General features: G+C 69.9%; 11 protein-coding genes and 1 pseudogene. 10 read left to right on the plus strand and 2 right to left on the minus strand.

The features are described from left to right. The coding region (locus AWZ10_RS08785; protein ID WP_060890804.1) for an ATP-binding SpoIIE family protein phosphatase at positions 1–1,850 on the plus strand (1,850 nt) is incomplete at its 5' end. Between the two features lie 123 nt (positions 1,851–1,973). Here AWZ10_RS08785 and AWZ10_RS08790 read toward each other — a convergent pair. Continuing rightward, on the minus strand, positions 1,974–4,355 hold the full coding sequence (locus AWZ10_RS08790) for a transglycosylase domain-containing protein (protein ID WP_173531612.1): 2,382 nt from the start codon (positions 4,353–4,355) through the stop codon (positions 1,974–1,976). Positions 4,356–4,700: 345 nt separating this feature from the next. Here AWZ10_RS08790 and AWZ10_RS08795 point away from each other — a divergent pair, with 345 nt between their 5' ends. The 5 genes from AWZ10_RS08795 (at position 4,701) to AWZ10_RS08815 (ending at position 9,845) form a co-directional block, all read left to right on the plus strand. Further along, positions 4,701–5,225, plus strand: coding sequence for a PadR family transcriptional regulator (locus AWZ10_RS08795; RefSeq protein WP_046707515.1), 525 nt, complete (start codon positions 4,701–4,703; stop codon positions 5,223–5,225). Then, the gene (locus AWZ10_RS08800) at positions 5,225–5,911 is read left to right on the plus strand and encodes an ABC transporter ATP-binding protein (protein ID WP_046707500.1); all 687 of its coding nucleotides are present in this window, start codon (positions 5,225–5,227) and stop codon (positions 5,909–5,911) included. Before AWZ10_RS08795 ends, AWZ10_RS08800 begins: the two co-directional genes overlap by 1 nt. Next, positions 5,908–8,259, plus strand: coding sequence for an ABC transporter permease (locus tag AWZ10_RS08805; protein ID WP_046707501.1), 2,352 nt, complete (start codon positions 5,908–5,910; stop codon positions 8,257–8,259). The genes AWZ10_RS08800 and AWZ10_RS08805 overlap by 4 nt, the downstream gene beginning before the upstream one ends. Positions 8,260–8,332: 73 nt before the next feature. Next, entirely contained in the window at positions 8,333–8,866 is a 534-nt protein-coding gene (gene ahpD / locus AWZ10_RS08810) for an alkylhydroperoxidase, AhpD family (protein WP_046707502.1), read from the plus strand. Positions 8,867–9,065: 199 nt separating this feature from the next. Then, a complete protein-coding gene (locus AWZ10_RS08815) occupies positions 9,066–9,845 on the plus strand; it encodes a class I SAM-dependent methyltransferase (RefSeq protein ID WP_060890805.1) in 780 nt (259 codons plus the stop codon). Between the two features lie 23 nt (positions 9,846–9,868). Here the strand turns inward: AWZ10_RS08815 and AWZ10_RS08820 are convergent, their stop codons facing one another. Beyond that, positions 9,869–11,053, minus strand: coding sequence for a winged helix DNA-binding domain-containing protein (locus AWZ10_RS08820; RefSeq protein WP_046707504.1), 1,185 nt, complete (start codon positions 11,051–11,053; stop codon positions 9,869–9,871). Between the two features lie 695 nt (positions 11,054–11,748). On the opposite strand from AWZ10_RS08820, the gene AWZ10_RS08825 reads away from it, so the two are divergent. The 4 genes and pseudogenes from AWZ10_RS08825 to AWZ10_RS50040 form a co-directional block, all read left to right on the plus strand. After that, entirely contained in the window at positions 11,749–12,522 is a 774-nt protein-coding gene (locus AWZ10_RS08825; RefSeq protein ID WP_060890806.1) for an isoprenyl transferase, read from the plus strand. Positions 12,523–12,848: 326 nt separating this feature from the next. Next, a complete protein-coding gene (locus AWZ10_RS08830; protein WP_046707506.1) occupies positions 12,849–14,174 on the plus strand; it encodes an RNA 5'-3' helicase PhoH2 in 1,326 nt (441 codons plus the stop codon). Positions 14,175–14,622: 448 nt separating this feature from the next. Next, on the plus strand, positions 14,623–15,348 hold the full coding sequence (locus tag AWZ10_RS08835; RefSeq protein ID WP_063776377.1) for an aggregation-promoting factor C-terminal-like domain-containing protein: 726 nt from the start codon (positions 14,623–14,625) through the stop codon (positions 15,346–15,348). 165 nt (positions 15,349–15,513) lie between these two features. Beyond that, positions 15,514–15,658 (plus strand): annotated as a pseudogene (locus AWZ10_RS50040) (AI-2E family transporter); the annotation flags it as partial.

Genomic DNA, 15,658 nt, shown 5'->3' on the forward strand with positions numbered 1-15,658 from the left:
ATCCCCCGCACCGCCCGCGGCCCGCGCCGGAGACCATCCCGGCCCAGCCCGGCGGTGAGCCGGAACGCTCCGGCGGGACCGTCGGGGCTCTGGAGCGGCGCAGCGGGCAGGGAGTGGCACCGGGCGCCCCCATGCCCATGCGGCGGGACGGCGACCGGCTGCGGTTCGTCGGCGCCGCGACCCGGAGGATCGCCCGGGGCATAGACCTGGACGAGATCGTGATGGGTCTGTGCCGGGCCACCGTGCCGACGTTCTCGGACGCGATCCTCGTATACCTGCGCGAGCCGCTGCCGGTCGGCGACGAGCGGCCCACCGGGCCCATGGTGCTGCGGTTGCGCCGCACCGACCGGATCCCCGAGGAGCGGGACACCGAGGGCGGCTTCATGCCCTCGTCGCTCCAGCCGGAGCAGCCCGTCGATCTGGCCGTCGTCACCGCCGAGCAGTGCGAGGTACGGCCCGGCGGGGCGCTCGCCGAGGTACTGCGGGGCGTGCGGCCGGTCTTCGCGGACGCGCCCGCCGCGCACGACGCGCTGCCCGAACTGCTCGGCCCTGACGCCGAACTGACCGTACCGACCGGCCAGCGGGCGATCCTCGCCCCCCTGCGCGGCCGGCGCCGGGTGATCGGCGCGGCCGTCTTCCTGCGCCGCCCGGAGCGGGAGGCGTTCGAGCAGGACGACCTGCTGGTCGCCGCCCAGCTCGCCACGCACAGCGCGCTCGGCATCGACAAGGCGGTGCTGTACGGCCGCGAGGCGTACATCGCCGACGAGCTGCAGCGCACGATGCTGCCGGAGGCGCTGCCGCGCTGCACCGGCGTACGCCTCGCGCACCGGTATCTGCCGGCCGCCGAGACGGCGCGGGTCGGCGGCGACTGGTACGACGCGATTCCCCTGCCGGGGAGCCGGGTCGCGCTCGTGGTGGGCGATGTGATGGGTCACTCGATGACCTCTGCCGCGATCATGGGGCAGCTGCGGACGACCGCGCAGACGCTGGCGGGGCTGGACCTTCCGCCGCAGGAGGTGCTGCACCACCTCGACGAGCAGGCTCAGCGGCTCGGTACGGATCGCATGGCGACCTGTCTCTACGCCGTGTACGACCCGGTCTCGCACCGGATCACCATCGCCAACGCCGGGCATCCGCCGCCGGTGCTGCTGCATCTGGGCGGGCGAGCCGAGGTGCTGCGGGTGCCGCCGGGTGCGCCGATCGGTGTGGGCGGCGTGGACTTCGAGGCGGTGGAGCTGGACGCGCCGGCCGGTGGCACGCTGTTGCTGTACACCGACGGGCTCGTGGAGTCCCGGCTCCGGGACGTGTGGACCGGGATAGAGCAGTTGCGGGAGAAGCTGGCCGCGACCGCGCAGTTGACCGGGCCGGATCATCCGCCGCCGCTGGAAGCGCTGTGCGACGAGGTGCTCGACATGCTCGGCCCGGGGGACCGGGACGACGACATCGCGCTGCTTGCCGCGCGGTTCGATGGGATCGCTCCCAGCGATGTCGCGTACTGGTTCCTGGAGCCGGAGGAGATGGCTCCGGGGCGGGCGCGTCGGCTGGCTCGGCACGCGTTGTCCCGCTGGGGGCTTGAGGAGTTGACCGACTCCGTCGAACTGCTCATCAGCGAGGTCGTCACCAACGCGGTGCGGTATGCGACTCGGCCGGTCACCCTGCGGCTGTTGCGGACCGATGTGCTGCGGTGCGAGGTGACCGATGACGTACCGCAGTTGCCTCGGCTTCGGCAGGCTCGGGCGACGGACGAGGGGGGCCGTGGGCTCTACCTGGTCAATCGGCTGGCGAAGCGGTGGGGGGCTACTCGGTTGAGTGCGGGGAAGGTCGTCTGGTTCGAGCTCAACCAGGCGTGACAGCCGACTGCGGGTGATCTGTGGCTGGTCGCGCAGTTCCCCGCGCCCCTTGGAAGCAAAGACAAAGACGGAGGGGGCGCCCGGTGATCACCGGGCGCCCCCTCCGTCTTGCGCTGTCGTGCGCTAGTCGTCCACCTGTGGATCGTTGGGATCCGTCGGGAACTCGATGCCGCCGTCGTCCGACGGAGTCTCCTCCGGGGTCGTCTCCGGAGTCTCCTCCGGTGTTGTCTCCGGGGTGGTCTCCGGGGTCTCCTCCGGGGTCGTCGGGGCCTCGGTCGTCGGTTCCTCGGTGGTGGGGGTCTCGGACGGGGTCTGGCTCGGGGTGTCCGAGGGGGTCGGTGTATCGGTGGGCGCGACGGCGGCGCCCTGCTTGGTCTCCAGTTTGAACTTGGTGGGCTCGCCCATGACACCGAAGGTGTAGGTGGCCCAGATCTGGGCGGGGAAGCCACCGCCGTTGACCCGGGGGACACCGACGGCGTTGTACATCGAGACGTGCTTGCCGTTCTTGCTCATGTCCTCGCCGAAGAGGCCGACGGAGGTCACGAGGTTCGGCGTGTAGCCGGTGAACCAGGCGGAACGGTTCTCGTCGGAGGTACCCGTCTTGCCGGCGACCTGCTGGCCGTTGCGGGAGGGGTTGTCGCGGACGGACGTCTTGGCCGTACCGTCGTCGACCACACCGGTGAGGACCGAGGTGACCGTGTCGGCGGCCTCCTCCGTGATGACCCGCTCGCCGATCGGCTCGGGGAACTCGACCGGCTCGTCCCGGCGCGTGGCCGAGGCGATGATGGTCGGGGTGACCTTCTTGCCGTGGTTGTCGAGGGTGGCGTAGATACCGGCCATCTCCAGCGGGCTCGCGCCCATGGAGCCCAGGGTCTGGGCGGGGACCGCCTGCATGTCCTCGGTGTCCATGCCGAGCTTCCCGGCGACCTCCATGACCTTCTCCATGCCCACGTCGACGCCCATCTGCGCGAAGACGGAGTTGATGGACTTGTTCATGGCCGTCTGCACGGTGACATCGCCGTAGTCCACGTTGTCCTCGTTCGGCGGGTTGAAGCCGACCGCCGTGCCGTTGTCCATGACCTTGTGCCGGCTGTCACCGTCGTAGACCGTGCTGGCGGTGATCGGGTCGCCGTCCTGCGTCTCGGCCGCCTCGTCGATGGCCGCGGCGAGGATCACCGGCTTGAAGGTGGAGGCGGGCTGGTAGTCCCGGCGCATGGCGTTGTTCGTGAAGTGCTTCACGTAGTCGACGCCGCCGTACATGGCGACGACCTTGCCGGTCTTCGGGTCGACGGAGACCGCGCCGGCCTGGATGTACTTGTCGACCTTGCGCTTCTTCGTGTCGAGCTTGCTGGTGAGCCGTTGCTTGACGGCCTTCTCCAGCGCGGCCTGCTTCTTCGGGTTGATGTTCAGCGTGATGGTCCAGCCGCCCGCGTCGATCTTCGTCTTGGCGTCCTCGAAGTTGTCCGCCTTGTTGTTGGCCACGAGCGTTCTGGCCAGCTGGTTGTTGGCGGCGTCGACCAGGTAGCCGTTCTGGCCCGCCATGTCGGGAGCGGCCTGGGGCGCCTTCGGCTTGGGGAGCTTCATGCCCTCCCTCTCCGAGGCGGTCAGCTTGGTCAGTTTCTGCATCTCGACCATGTTGTCCAGCACGTAGTTCCAGCGGTTCGTGACCAGCTTCCGGCCCGTGGGGGTGGCGGTGGCCAGGTCGTACTGGCTGGGTGCCTGGAGCAGCGCGGCGAGGTACGCGCCCTCCGGGACGGTGAGTTTGTCGGCGTCCTTGCGGTAGTACGCCTGAGCGGCGGCCTGGATGCCCCAGGCGCCGCGGCCGTAGTAGCTGGTGTTGATGTAGCCCGCGAGGATGTAGTCCTTGGTCTTCTCGCGCTCCAGCTTCAGGGAGATGACCAGTTCGTTGAGTTTGCGGGTCACCGTCTGGTCGGACGTCAGGTAGTAGTTCTTGACGTACTGCTGGGTGATCGTCGAGCCGCCCTGCTTGCCCTTGCCGGACAGGGTGTTGATCACACCGCGCGCCATGCCCTTGAAGTCGACGCCGGGGTCGTCGTAGAAGGTCTTGTTCTCGGCGGCGACGAAGGCCAGCTGAACGTCCTTGGGGACGTCCTTGAGTTCGACGATCTCGCGGTTCTTGCTGCCGGTGCGGGCGAGGACGGTCTTGCCGTCGGAAAACTTGTAGACGTTGCTTTCCTGCGTCGCCTCGGGGTTCCCTGCGGGAATCGCGATCGTCATGTACAGCACGACGAAGGCACCCATGGCGAGCAGGCAGACGCCGAAGAACGTGCCGAGGATCTTCTTCCACGTGAAGAGGCGGCGCAGGAAGCTCTTCTGCTGCTTCTTGCCGCCGCCCTTGGCCGCCGCCCTTGCCGCCGCCCGGCCGCCGCCCTCGGGCGCGCCTATGACGGTCGTCGTCGCGCCTGCTTCGCTCCCGGACGAGCGCTGGGGCGCCGCGCGGCGACCGCCGCGCTGCCGCGCTCGTCTTTCTTCCGCTCGTCCCATGGCTCCGGTCCGCTCCGACTTCTGCTCGGTCTCATACGTCACTCAGGTCATGTCAGCTCAGCAAACTAACACCGAGGACTATGACAAGAGGGAGTCGGTCCGCCCTGTGGCGGCGTGACAATGCGCACGCGACACGCGTGCCCATAGAACTCATCCCAACGGAACGGACGTTCCAACAGGGCCGATGGTTGCCCCACCCGGCCCATGAGTCTCCGCCCCGCACCCACCGACCTCAGTGACAGAACCGTGACAATCGGCTCTGACCTGCGCCCCCTCCACACCCGGCGGCGACCTATACACGGCAGGTATACGTGCGGTGTATACCCCGTGTGTACAGTCGTGCTCATGTCCATCGGTCACACTCTCCTGGGACTCCTGGAGTCCGGGCCCCGACACGGTTACGACCTGAAGCGGGCCTTCGACGAGAAGTTCGGTCACGACCGGCCGTTGCACTACGGCCAGGTCTACTCGACGATGTCGCGGCTGCTGAAGCACGGCCTCGTCGAGGTCGACGGCATCGAGCCCGGCGGCGGGCCCGAGCGCAAGCGGTACGCCATCACGGAGGCGGGCATCACGGATGTCCAGCGGTGGCTCGCGACGCCCGAGAAGCCCGAGCCGTATCTGCAGTCGACCCTCTACACGAAGGTCGTCCTCGCTCTGCTCACCGGCCGGAACGCGGCCGACATCCTCGACACCCAGCGTTCCGAGCACCTGCGCATGATGCGCATCCTCACCGACCGCAAGCGCAAGGGCGACCTGGCCGATCAGCTGATCTGCGACCACGCCCTGTTCCATCTGGAGGCCGATCTGCGATGGCTGGAGCTGACCGCCGCCCGACTGGGCAAGCTGGCCGAGGCGGTGGCCCGGTGATGACCCCCGCAGGCTCCCTGCTCGTCGCGACCGACCTGCGCAAGGCGTACGGGCCGACCAACGCCCTGGACGGCGCCGAGTTCTCCATCCACCCCGGCGAGGTCGTCGCGGTGATGGGCCCCTCCGGCTCCGGCAAGTCGACGCTGCTGCACTGCCTCGCCGGGATCGTGCCGCCCGACTCGGGCTCGATCACGTACAACGGTCGCGAGATGGCCACCATGAACGACGCCCAGCGCAGCGCGCTGAGGCGCAGCGAGTTCGGGTTCGTCTTCCAGTTCGGCCAGCTCGTGCCGGAGCTGACCTGTGTGGAGAACGTGGCGCTGCCGCTGCGGCTGAACGGCGGCTCCCGCAAGGAGTCCGAGCGGACCGCCCTGGCCTGGATGGAGCGCCTGGAGGTCGACGACCTCGCGCGCAAGCGTCCCGGTGAGGTCTCCGGCGGTCAGGGTCAGCGGGTCGCCGTGGCCCGGGCGCTGGTCACCGGTCCGCGGGTGCTGTTCGCGGACGAGCCCACCGGCGCGCTCGACTCGCTCAACGGCGAGCGGGTGATGGAGTTGCTCACCGAGGCCGCCCGGTCCAGCAACGCCGCCGTCGTCCTGGTCACGCACGAGGCGCGGGTGGCCGCGTACTCCGACCGCGAGATCGTCGTACGGGACGGGAAGTCGCGGGACATGGAGCGCGTCGTATGAGCTCCGCCGTGGTCCGCCAGTGGTACCGGGACCTGGCGATGGGGGTCCGGTTCACCTTCACCGGGGGCCGTGAGGGCTGGGTGCGCGCCCTGCTCACCGCCGTCGGCGTCGGTCTCGGGGTCGCGCTGCTGCTGCTCACCGCGGCCATACCGAACGCCTTGGCGACGCGGGGGGACCGGGAGGACGCCCGGCAGGACCGGGGCATCGGCTACCTGGAGGACAACACCAGGTCGAAGCCGACCGACAGGAGCCTGCTCGTCGCCGACACCGACACCGAGTACCGGCACCAGGAGATAAGGGGGAAGCTCCTCGAACCCGAGGGCGTGGACGCGCCGCCGCCGCCGGGGCTGGGGAAGTTCCCCGCGCCGGGCGAGATGGTCGTCTCCCCCGCCCTCGCCGAACTGCTGAAGTCGGACGCCGGGGAACTGCTGCGCGGCCGGCTGCCGTACAAGACGGTGGGCACCATCGGCGAGACCGGGCTGATCGGCCCGGGGGAACTCGCCTACTACGCCGGCGCCGACGGACTCGCCAAACGGCTCGACGGCTCCGTGGTGGCACGGATCGACCGATTCGGTTCGACCGAGCAGCCGCAGGAGGAGATGGACCCGATCCTGCTGCTGCTCACTCTGGTCGTCTTCGTGGTGCTGCTGATGCCGGTCGCCGTCTTCATCGCCACGGCCGTACGGTTCGGCGGCGAGCGGCGCGACCGGAGGCTGGCGGCACTGCGGCTGGTCGGCTCCGACGGGCGGATGACACGCCGGATCGCGGCGGGCGAGGCCCTCGCGGGCGCCGTGCTGGGGCTGATCCTCGGCACCGGGTTCTTCCTGCTCGGCCGGGAGGTCGTCGGTTCGGTCGAGGTGCTCGACGTCAGTGTGTTCCCGAGCTACCTCGACCCCTCCCCCGGCCTCGCCCTGCTGGTGGCGCTCGCGGTGCCGGCGGCCGCCGTCCTCGTCACCCTGTTCGCGCTGCGCGGCGTCGTCATCGAACCGCTCGGCGTGGTCCGCACGGCCAAGCCCGCGCGCCGCAGGCTCTGGTGGCGGCTGCTGCTGCCCCTCGGCGGTCTCGCCCTGCTCTACCCGATGGTCGGCCAGGGGTCGGAGAACGGGGAGTTCAACGAGTACATGGTGACCGGCGGTGTCGTCCTGCTGCTCGTCGGCATCACCGCGCTGCTGCCGTGGGTCGTCGAGGCGTTCGTCGCCCGGCTGGGCTCCGGCGCCGTCTCCTGGCAGCTTGCCGTCCGCAGGCTCCAGTTGAGCAGTGGTTCGGCGGCCCGCATGGTCAACGGCATCGCGGTGGCGGTGGCCGGCGCGATCGCCCTGCAGATGCTGTTCGCCGGAGTCGAGAACAGGTTCACCGAGACGACCGGGCAGGACCCCACGCGGGCCCAGATGGAGCTGACCCTGCCGGACGACCTCCCGGTGAGCGTCGCCGGCAAAGAGCTGAAGCGGGTCAAGGGCGCGAAGGCCACCGCGGTGCTGTCCAGCTCGGAGGCCTCCGCCACCGCCAAGGACCCCGAGGAGTGGGCGTCGGTGACCGTCGGTGACTGCGCCGCGCTGCGGGAACTCGCCGAGATCTCCTCGTGCCGCGACGGCGACGTCTTCGTACTGGAGGACCCGAGGGACCCGGCCGTGACGAAGCTCGCCACCGCCGGGAACACGGTGTACTTCGGCGCGTCCTACAGCGGAGAGGAGCCGGGCGCCGAGCTCGCCTGGAAGCTGCCGGACAAGTTGACGAAGGTGGCCGAACGCACCGACCCGCTGCGGTTCGGGCCGGAGGGGCTGCTGGCCACTCCGGGCGCTCTGCCCGCCAAGGCGGAGGCCGGGTTCTCCAGCAGCGTCTACGTGCGGACCGATCCCCGGATTCCGGACGCGCTCGACGAGGTGCGCAACGCCGCCGTGGCGGTCGATCCGCTCATCAGGACCTGGGAGTGGGAGTCGACCAGGCGGGTGGACCAGTTCGCGGACATCCGCACCGGTCTGCTGGTCGGCGCGTCCGCCGTGCTCGTCCTCATCGGCGCAAGCCTCCTCGTCTCCCAGCTGGAGCAGCTCCGCGAACGCAGGAAGCTGCTGTCGGCGCTGGTCGCCTTCGGCACCCGGCGCCGTACGCTCGGCCTGTCCGTGCTGTGGCAGACGGCGATCCCGATCACGCTGGGCCTCGTCCTCGCGTCGACGGTCGGACTGACCCTGGGGGCGGTCCTGCTGAAGATGACGGGCTTCCCGGTGGCCGTGGACTGGCCGAGCGTGCTGTCGATGACGGGCATCGGCGCGGGCATCGTCGTCCTGGTCACGATGCTGAGCATGCCGCCGCTGGTGCGGCTGATGCGACCGGAGGGGCTCCGCACGGAGTAGGCCGGTGCCGCGGCGGTCCCGCGGCACAGCCACACTGGACCCCGTCAGCTGCTCGCCCGGGAGTGAGGACGCCATGTCGCTCGACACCTTGATGTCCGCGATTCCGGACTACGCCAAGGACCTCCGCCGGAATCTGGATTCCGTCCTCGGCGACTCCGCACTCTCCGCGCAGCAGTTGTGGGGCACCGTGCTGGCCACGGCGATCGCCTCACGCTCGGCGGTCGTGCTGCGCGAGCTGGCGCCGGAGGCCAGGGCCCGGCTGTCGCCCGCGGCGTACACCGCGGCGAAGTCGGCGGCCGCGGCGATGGCGTTGAGCAACGTCTTCTTCCGTACGCGGCACCTGCTGTCCGACCACGCGTACGGCGAGTTGCGGACCGGGCTGCGGACGAAGGTGATCGGCGGTCCGGGGGTGGACAGGGTCGACTACGAGTTGTGGGCGCTCGCCGTGTCCGCGATCAACGCGTGCGGGGCGTGCCTTGACTCGCATGAGCAGGCGCTCCGCAAGGCGGGGGTCGGGCGGGAGACCGTGCAGGAGGCGTTTCGGATCGCGTCGGTGGTTCAAGCGGTCGGGGTCACGTTGGACGCGGAGGCGATTCTCTCCGAGTAGGTCCCCGAACAGGTCCCTGTGAGGGTGGCCTGGAATCGCCTGAGAGCTCGGGGGGTGGGGGTGTCGGGCGGCTGCGGGTCGGATGTGGCTGGTCGCGCAGTTCCCCGCGCCCCCGAAAGACCAAGGGGCTTCGCCCCACGCTCGCGGTGCCCGGAAAATCAGTCGCAGCCTCTTCTCCCACTGCGGAGAATCTGTCCCCATGACCTCTCTCGCGCCCCCCACCTTCGAAGACCTCGTCGCCGAAGCCGATGCCGTGCCCACCGCGGGGTGGGACTTCTCGTGGTTCGAGGGGCGGGCCACGGAGGCCCGGCCGTCGTGGGGGTATGCGCGGGCGATGGGTGAGCGGCTGGGGCGGGCCTCCGCGGCGCTGGACATCCAGACCGGGGGTGGGGAGGTGCTCGGCTCCGCTCCGCGCCTTCCGGCCGTGACCGTGGCCACTGAAGGGTGGCCGCCGAACGTCGCCAAGGCCACCGCGCTGCTGCACCCGCGGGGCGCGGTGGTGGTGGCCAGTGCCGAGGACGCGCCGCTGCCGTTCGCGGACGGGGCGTTCGACCTGGTCACCAGCAGGCATCCGGTGCGCGCGCACTGGACGGAGATCGTCCGGGTGCTCCGGCCCGGCGGCACGTACTTCGCGCAGCATGTGGGGCCGAGCAGTGTCTTCGAGCTGGTCGAGCACTTCACGGGACCGTTGCCGAAGGAGACCCGCCGCGGCCGCCACCCGGACGGCGAGCGCGCCGACGCGGAGGCGGCCGGGCTGGAGATCGTGGACCTGCGGGCCGAGCGGCTGCGGATGGAGTTCCACGACATCGGCGCGGTCGTGCACTTCCTGAAGAAGGTCGTGTGGATGGTGCCCGGCTTCACCGTCGAGGCGTATCTCCCCCGGCTCCGCTCCCTGCACGAGCGGATCGAGACCGAGGGCTCCTTCGTCGCGCACAGCGCCCGACACCTCTTCGAGGCCCGCAAGCCGGCAGCCGTGTGAGGCACACACCGTGAGGCGCACACTCATGCGTGCGGGCCGACCGTGACCTTTCCGATCGCCAACTCGGCCCGCGCCTGGAGCACTTCACCGACCCGCTCCACCCGCTCTGCCAGCTCCCGCTCCTGCCGTGCGGTCAGCCGTCCGAGCGGCTCCACCGTGACCGTCGTACGCCGTCCCCGGCGCCGCTGGTGCCAGACGCCCGCGACCACGCCGTCGACCAGGAGCAGGGGATGGTTGCCCGCCTGTCCGCGCGCGAGGGCCCGGTCGTACGCCGCCCCGGGGAACAGCCGCTCGCGAGGCTGCGCGGCGACGCCGTACGCGTCGAAGTAGGGCAGCAGCCGTACGCCCCGCAGGACGCGGGCGGAGTCCTCGGGGAAGTCGGTGTCGCCCGCCGCCACCCAGGCCGGCTCGCCCTCGAAGTCGACCCGCTCGATCTCGCCGGAGGAGGCCAGCGAGGCGAAGAGCCGGTCGGACCAGGCTCCGGGGGCCGCCGCCCACTTGGCGAAGTGGCGCGGGCAGGCGGGGCCGTAGGCGCGCAGATAGTGCCGTACGAGCGTTGTCAGCCCTTCTTCCGCCGAGGCCAGGGGCTCGAAGTGCGGTGGCCGGGTGTAGGTCGCCCTGCGTGCGCGGTCGGGGGCGAAGCACAGGGCGCCGGACTGGCCCGCGCGGTGCATCACCTGACGCCAGCGGGGCCACAGGTCCTGGAAGGCGGGCATGACGAGATCCCCGGCCCACGGTCCGGTGCGCGCGACGATCTCCTCGCTCAGCTCGTCGAGGGTCAGTGTGGTCCCGTCGAGGGCGGCGCCGATGGCGGCCACGACCTCCTCGGCCTGCTCGTCGGTGAGCCGTACGTCCGGGGCGAACGGGCTCGCCCCGGACGGGATCGCGGTCAGCGCGGCCGTCCAGAAGGGCAGCTCGGCGGTGGGCAGCAGGTGCACGGTGCCGCGCGGCCCGTACGTCTTCACCAGCGTCCGGTCCTCCCACAGCGCGGCCCGTACCTCGGCCCGTGTCGTCCCCTCGGTGCGCAGGCCCACCGACAGCTCGGCCGCCGAGAGCACCTGTGCGTGGGCGCCCAGCATGGTGCTCGCCACCTCGGCGACCGGCGTACCGGCCGGTGCCGGAGCCCCCAGGAACTGCCGCTCCGCCCGCCGTGCACTGGCCTGCTCCCAGGTGACCGGCCCGGCCTTCACGGGCTGCACGGTCGCCATGGCCCTGGCACCCCTCACGCTCACGCTCGTCGACGTCATGGGTCGACGCTAGGGCCGATACAGGTCGGATCCTGTCCTCCATGCCGGTGTCCACATCGTTATCGCCGACGGCTTGGCTTCCCCGGGTCTACTCGCGTAGGTTCGGACCAAGGTAATTCGCGTGAGCAAAGTTGCGCGACACGGCATCGCGCGGTGGAGGGGGCTGCGCGAAGCCGTGCACCCCGCCACCGACGTCAAGCGCGCGTTCCGCCCGCGCTTCACCCGTACGGGGACGCGGGGCCGCTTCTCCCCGGAAGCCACACAACCGCGCGCAAACCCCGCATTCCATCCCGGATTCCGCCTTCCCGCCTTCGAATCCGCCGGAATTCGGCCATGATCACCCCTCGTTCACACCCTGAATGAACGCTTCCGCACTCACCGCCACGCTGTCGTCCAGATACGGAGAGTAGTTGTGGCACGCCGATGCACGCAGCATCACTCACGAAGGGTTATGGTGGAAACCCCCCCTCGGGCCGGTCCGTCTCCCCCCCACGGACCGGCCCGTTTTTTCTGCCCGGAAGTCGGCCCTCCGGGGGACCGCCCGCCAGGCCCCGGGCCCACCCCGACCCCGCACACCTCTTGGCGGAGTTGGCCTCCACCCCCGGTAGGCTCTGCCAACCAAGGGGACTGCCACCGCACCGGAGGGGCTGGAACACGTGAACCTGCGCGACACACTGCGCGGCCTGTTGGTCAAGGTCTACGCACGCAGGGTCGAGGGTCACCTCGATCACGCCCAGGTGCCCGAGCACATCGGCGTGATCGTGGACGGCAGTCGACGCTGGGCGAAGGCGGCCGGCTCCACCACGATGCAGGGCCACCAGGCCGGCGCCCACAAGATCGAGGAATTCCTCGGCTGGTGCACCGAGACGGACGTCAAGGTCGTCACACTCTGGCTGCTCTCCACCGACAACTTCGGCCGCCCGAAGGAGGAGCTCGTCCCGCTCCTCGGAATCATCGAGGACACCGTCCGCTCCCTCGCCGCCGACGGCCGCTGGCGTGTGCACCACGTCGGGGCGCTGGACCTCCTGTCATCCGGGATGCAGAGCGCGCTCAAGGAGGCCGAGGAAGCCACCTCGGACATCGACGGAATACTGGTCAACGTCGCCATCGGGTACGGCGGACGCCAGGAGATCGCCGACGCGGTGCGCTCGATGCTGCTTGAGGCGCAGGACAAGGGCACCTCGATGGAGGAACTCGCCGAGTCCGTCGACATCGACATGATCGGCCGGCATCTCTACACCGTCGACCAGCCCGACCCGGATCTGGTGATCCGTACGAGCGGCGAGCAGCGGCTGTCCGGATTCATGCTCTGGCAGACGGCGCACTCCGAGTACTACTTCTGCGACGTCTTCTGGCCGGCCTTCCGCAAGGTGGACTTCCTGCGCGCCCTGCGTGACTACGCGGTGCGCGGCCGCCGTTTCGGAGGCTGAAACTCCGCATCGCCGGTGAGGTGCGCATCACCCCCATCGGGACGGAAGTAACGAGGAGTTCACCGGGACGCCGTCGTACCGCTTGGCATGGCGGCGCATGTTCGAGGGCATAAGGCAGTCAGGTCGACACCCGAACCACGGGTGTCGGATCTCAGCGGGCGGCTCGGGGCCGTCCGCCCGGGAGGCCCTTTGCACCAGCCCGATCGTGCGGTCACAGCACGGACGAAGCAGCGGAGGGCCGGTCACCGGCCCGTGCAACGGTGCCGACGACCGGCCCAGTTCGAACCCGTCGCTCCCCGACCTCATCCGAGGGGGTACGTCCTTCCGTGGTGACCAGCACAAAGCGCCGTATGCCAGACCGGCGCACCTACGTCCTCGACACCAGCGTCCTGCTGGCCGACCCGAATGCTTTGAGCCGCTTCGACGAGCACGAAGTCGTGCTGCCGATCGTCGTGGTGACGGAGCTGGAGGCCAAGAGGCACCATCCCGAACTCGGCTACTTCGCCCGGCAGGCCCTGCGCCTGCTCGACGAGTTCCGGGTCCGGCACGGCCGCCTCGACGCCCCCATTCCGATCGGGGAACTCGGCGGGACCGTGAGGGTCGAGCTCAATCACTCGGATCCCAGCGTGCTTCCGAGCGGCTACCGCCTGGGGGACAACGACTCCCGCATCCTCGCGGTCGCCCGCAACCTGCAGGCGGAGGGCTTCGACGTCACTGTGGTGTCGAAGGACCTCCCGCTCAGGATCAAGGCGTCGTCCGTGGGCCTCCTCGCCGAGGAGTACCGGGCGGAACTGGCCATCACGGGCGCCTCCGGGTGGACCGGGATGTCCGAGCTGACCCTGTCGGGCGAACAGGTCGACATCCTCTTCGAGGAAGGGACGATTTATGTTCCGGAGGCGAGCACGCTGCCCGTGCACACCGGCCTGACGATCCAGTCGGAGCGCGGCAAGGCACTGGGCCGGGTGACGCCCGACGGCAACATCCGGCTCGTGCGGGGCGACCGGGAGGCGTTCGGCATCAAGGGCCGCAGCGCCGAGCAGCGCATCGCGCTGGATCTGCTGCTCGACCAGGACGTGGGCATCCTGTCCATGGGCGGTCGGGCCGGCACCGGCAAGTCCGCGCTCGCGCTGTGCGCGGGCCTGGAGGCCGTCCTCGAACGACGTCAGCACCAGAAGGTGATGGTCTTCCGGCCGCTGTACGCGGTGGGCGGGCAGGAGCTCGGCTATCTGCCCGGCTCCGAGTCCGAGAAGATGAGCCCCTGGGCGCAGGCGGTCTTCGACACGCTCTCCGCGGTCACCAGCCGGGAGGTCATCGAGGAGATCACCGCACGCGGGATGCTGGAGGTCCTGCCGCTCACGCACATCCGCGGCCGTTCCCTGCACGACGCGTTCGTGATCGTGGACGAGGCACAGTCGCTGGAGCGGAACGTCCTGCTGACCGTTCTGTCCCGGATCGGCGCGAATTCCCGCGTCGTTCTGACCCATGACGTGGCCCAGCGCGACAATCTGCGCGTCGGTCGCTACGACGGTGTCGTCGCCGTGGTCGAGAAGCTGAAGGGCCATCCGCTCTTCGCCCACGTCACGTTGACGAGGTCCGAACGATCCCAGATCGCGGCCCTGGTGACCGAAATGCTGGAGGACGGACAGATCTGACAGGACCCGGCCGGTCTCGAACGGTCTCGGCCGTTCTCAACCGGTTTGGTCAACTTCGGTCGGCCACCGATCCCTTGGATCCCACGGGCGCCGTCCGGCAAAGGCGATGAGCCTAGCCGGGCGGCGCCTCGGCGCGTGGGGGTTTCCTTGCATCTCCTGCGTCAAACGAGATGTGAGCTTTCACACTCACCACTGGATTGCCTCACGGTGTCGGGTTACGGCAGAGTCTCATTCCTGTCAGACCCCGCATACGACACACCTGTACCCCCAGCGGTACGGAACAACAGCAACACCACGTCAACTCCACAGCGTCGTCGTATGCCGCCCGAGCATCTCGTGGCACTCCTCGCAAGGGAGTTGCCCACCGGGCCCGCGCCTCCGTGACCCCGCAGTTGGGAGGCCAGCGTCAGGGGCACGATTGCGTCCGCCAGGGTCACCGAGGCGGGCGATGCTGGAAGGAAACCGTGTGAGCCGGATTTCGGTCCGGGGATTCGCAGTGGCTTCGGCCACCGCGGTCACCGCAGTCGGCAGTGTCGTCGGAGTTGCCTCTGGCAGCACCGCCCAGACGACCATTGACGACGCCGAGGCCGTCGCGAACGACACCACGTTGCTCGCCGACATTCCCGTGGGCCAACAGGCCCAGGTGCAGACCGCGTCCCTGACTGCTCAAGCCGACGCCCAGGCCATCGCCGCCGACGCGAGCGCCCGCAAGGGAGCCGAGGAGACCGCCCGTAAGAAGGCGGCCCGGGACGCGATCGACAAGCAGAAGGCCGCGGAGAAGGCCGAGCAGGAGCGCAAGGCGAAGGAAGCGGCGCAGGCCGAGGCCGAGTCGAAGTCCGAGGCCGCCGGCTCGCTCGGTGACATCCCCACGCAGAGCTCGTACACCGTCGCCGAGATCCAGGCGATGGCGAAGGCGGTCGTGGCCAGCGACCAGTGGACGTGCTTCAGCAACATCGTGAACCACGAGTCCACCTGGAACTACCAGGCCGTCAACCCGTCCTCGGGTGCCTACGGTCTCTTCCAGGCGCTGCCCGCCGGCAAGTACTCCTCCGCCGGTTCCGACTGGCGGACCAACCCGGCCACGCAGATCAAGTGGGGCCTCAACTACATGGACTCGCGCTACGGCAGCCCGTGCGAGGCCTGGACGTTTTGGCAGGCCAACCATTGGTACTAGGCCATGAGGCCGTAGAGGGCTGACCGCCTTCCGCTCAACCTTCCGCAGCCCTCCACCGTCCTTTGGTGGGGGGCTTCGGCCATGTACGGTCGAGGCCACCGAGAGGAATGACGGCCTCCGGGAGGAGCGGTGACCAGCAGAGGCGACGGGGGAAGAAGGCGGATGATGTCGCGGGTTCCTGGGTGGCTCGGCCGGGTCGGCGCCGGGCTGAGCGGGTGGGGCGAACGGTTGGAGCGGCGCCGGGCCGAGATCGAGTCGGAGACGGCGGGTCCGGACGACGGCGGGGATGCCTCGGCGGGGCGTCGGCGCG

It is taken from the genome of Streptomyces europaeiscabiei, assembly GCF_001550375.1.
GTDB classification, from domain to species: Bacteria; Actinomycetota; Actinomycetes; order Streptomycetales; family Streptomycetaceae; genus Streptomyces; species Streptomyces europaeiscabiei.

Excerpts from the sequence above, each read along its gene's own strand:
- ahpD (WP_046707502.1), top strand. The coding sequence starts at position 8,333 with ATGTCGCTCGACACCTTGATGTCCGCGATTCCGGACTACGCCAAGGAC.
- AWZ10_RS08800 (WP_046707500.1), top strand. The coding sequence starts at position 5,225 with ATGACCCCCGCAGGCTCCCTGCTCGTCGCGACCGACCTGCGCAAGGCG.
- AWZ10_RS08820 (WP_046707504.1), bottom strand. The coding sequence starts at position 11,053 with ATGGCGACCGTGCAGCCCGTGAAGGCCGGGCCGGTCACCTGGGAGCAG.
- AWZ10_RS08790 (WP_173531612.1), bottom strand. The coding sequence starts at position 4,355 with ATGGGACGAGCGGAAGAAAGACGAGCGCGGCAGCGCGGCGGTCGCCGC.
- AWZ10_RS08795 (WP_046707515.1), top strand. The coding sequence starts at position 4,701 with ATGTCCATCGGTCACACTCTCCTGGGACTCCTGGAGTCCGGGCCCCGA.
- AWZ10_RS08805 (WP_046707501.1), top strand. The coding sequence starts at position 5,908 with ATGAGCTCCGCCGTGGTCCGCCAGTGGTACCGGGACCTGGCGATGGGG.
- AWZ10_RS08835 (WP_063776377.1), top strand. The coding sequence starts at position 14,623 with ATGCTGGAAGGAAACCGTGTGAGCCGGATTTCGGTCCGGGGATTCGCA.
- AWZ10_RS08815 (WP_060890805.1), top strand. The coding sequence starts at position 9,066 with ATGACCTCTCTCGCGCCCCCCACCTTCGAAGACCTCGTCGCCGAAGCC.